General features: G+C 37.0%; 3 protein-coding genes. 1 reads left to right on the top strand and 2 read right to left on the bottom strand.

What is annotated here, in order from left to right; all coding sequences use genetic code 11:
- Window positions 1–182: 182 nt before the first annotated feature.
- Window positions 183–764, bottom strand: a complete 582-nt coding sequence (locus ACFIL8_RS08010) for a disulfide bond formation protein B (RefSeq protein WP_375610657.1) — start codon at window positions 762–764, stop codon at window positions 183–185.
- A gap of 10 nt (window positions 765–774) precedes the next feature.
- On the bottom strand, window positions 775–927 hold the full coding sequence (locus tag ACFIL8_RS08005) for a DUF5993 family protein (protein ID WP_375611664.1): 153 nt from the start codon (window positions 925–927) through the stop codon (window positions 775–777).
- 821 nt (window positions 928–1,748) lie between these two features.
- Between ACFIL8_RS08005 and purE the strand changes: the two genes are divergently transcribed.
- Complete coding sequence (purE, locus tag ACFIL8_RS08000) at window positions 1,749–2,246, top strand: 5-(carboxyamino)imidazole ribonucleotide mutase (protein WP_375610656.1); 498 nt, start codon at window positions 1,749–1,751, stop codon at window positions 2,244–2,246.
- Window positions 2,247–2,260 lie beyond the last annotated feature (14 nt).

The following is a 2,260-nucleotide window of genomic DNA, read 5'->3' as shown; positions in this document are numbered from 1 at the left end:
TACAAGTCTTCGCTAAAAAAATATCAATCGCCAGCGCTCATAAAAGCCAGCGTTGGTATAAAAGATCAGATTATCGAACAATCTTGCTGAAATGTCTTCCCAATAAATAAAAAAGAAGCGGATTCTTAAATATTTCCGCCTCTTTAACAATAAAAATTATGATGAGGGATTATTAAAAAATTTCAAGACTGTGAAGGGAACCAATTTGATAACAATTCATACCTTACAGGATCATCGGCACATTGCCCACCACCACATTCCAGTATGGTAGAAATCAAATTTGCCGCAATCAAAAACACAAATAAGAAACTTGCCGTTTTACTCAAGGCTGGAAAAGGAGAAAATTCTTTGAACTTGTGTGCCAATTCGCCTAAAATCATGACAAATGAGACAGCAAAGATACAAAGGACAGAAATAATGAAAGCCCAAGTATAAAAATGCAATCCAAAGAACGTTGAACCATATCCTAAATCATCGGGTGTGATATGCAAAAACACTTGCCGTGCTGCCACAGCACTGGTTACCATACAACCAAGAATAACCATACCATAATGGGTATTTTTCACCTTATGGTGAATATTGAGTAAGAACCCACAACCTGCCAGCATCAATCCAACGCGCTGCAGCAAACAAAGGGGACAAGGTAACTCAAACTTTACCAATTGATAATAAAAAGCCACCACCAAGACAATAGATAACCCAAAGAGTCCTAGCGTATTCATAAAGATGACGAAGTGAGGATTTTTTTGTTCAACATGTTCCATGGCTATTCTCTCAAAAAGATAAATTTAAAGTAGAAGTTGCGTGATGATTGAAAGTGAGAAGAATGACAACGAATAAAATTACCCACAAAGCATAACTTATATTTTTTTTACCACACATAGTCGTTACTGCAGTACCTAAAGCGATTAAAAATGGAAGAAACATAGCTTTTAAATCTCCTTTACATCCGTTGTTTAACTCTTATTTATTTCAGCGTTCACCATATTACAAAATTGGGCAAAAAAGAGACCATGGATTTATTATTCACAATTCGTCACTCGCGATTGATATTGCCATTATATTTAAGTGAAAAAACGATATAATCGCTCAGAAGCACATCTCAACAAAAGCGTTAAAAGCACAAAAGCGTTGATTATTCGCTTCCCCTTATATCAGCCATTGTTAAAGATATATCGACAATTATAAAGATTATATCCCCTATAAAGATTATATTCCCCACTCACAAAAGAATCACTTGAACAACAAAATAAATAGGCTTTGAAATCGAGAGATATACATCTCTTTTTTTCTCAAAAGAATATCCTCATTTTGCAACACATTTTTGACATAAAAATCTCTTTTTCTCATAAGCAATGTTTCAAATTGCAACAGATTTTATATCATATGGTGATCTTGTTTATTTTAGCAAATAAAAAATAAGACATTTTTTTAAAAAAAACTTATAATCAATGGCTTTTCCCCAATACATTTTTCCCTCTTATCTTAAATAAAAGACAATACCGCAAGCTCAACAGCCTCATGGGTCCCACGCCACCCCGTGACATTGCCCTCCCCCCTCACAAGAAGTGCTTCATGCCTTCAATACTTTAGTTTTTCATCTCTCGAGATCCCCTTTAAATTTTTAGCTTTCCGCCTTATTTGAAAAATAACTGTTTCTCTGTCATCAATTGGCTTTGCAAAAAGAATATAAAACTTTAAAAAAATAATGATAAAGAATCGCATTGAACCTTTGAAAAGGATAGAGAATGATGAAAAAATCATGTGATGTGGCGATTTTAATGGGGAGCCAATCGGATTGGCAAACGATGTGCCATAGTGCAGATATTTTGACGAATCTTGGTATTTCTCATAGTTCGCATATTGTCTCAGCACACCGAACTCCTGAACGCCTTTATCAATTTGCCAAAGAAGCAAAAGAAGCAGGGTTTAAAGTTTTAATTGCCGGTGCGGGGGGGGCAGCGCATCTTCCAGGTATGTTAGCAGCCCTTACTCCTCTTCCTGTTTTTGGCGTTCCAGTGCATTCTCACTCTCTTTCTGGTCAAGATTCTTTGCTTTCAATCGTACAAATGCCAGCAGGGATACCCGTCGGCACATTAGCAATTGGCAAAGCAGGCGCAATTAATGCAGCCCTTTTAGCCGCAGCCGTTATGGCCGTTTATGACCATGATCTCGCCCAACGATTAGAAGATTGGCGTCAACAACAAACAGCCAATGTCGCCCAAACGCCTGTAACGGAGGTTTAAAATGGCACCGTTTT

The sequence above is a fragment of the Bartonella sp. AP57NXGY genome (genome assembly GCF_042195805.1).
GTDB lineage: Bacteria > Pseudomonadota > Alphaproteobacteria > Rhizobiales > Rhizobiaceae > Bartonella.
This window is presented reverse-complemented; position numbering and strand designations above follow the sequence as displayed.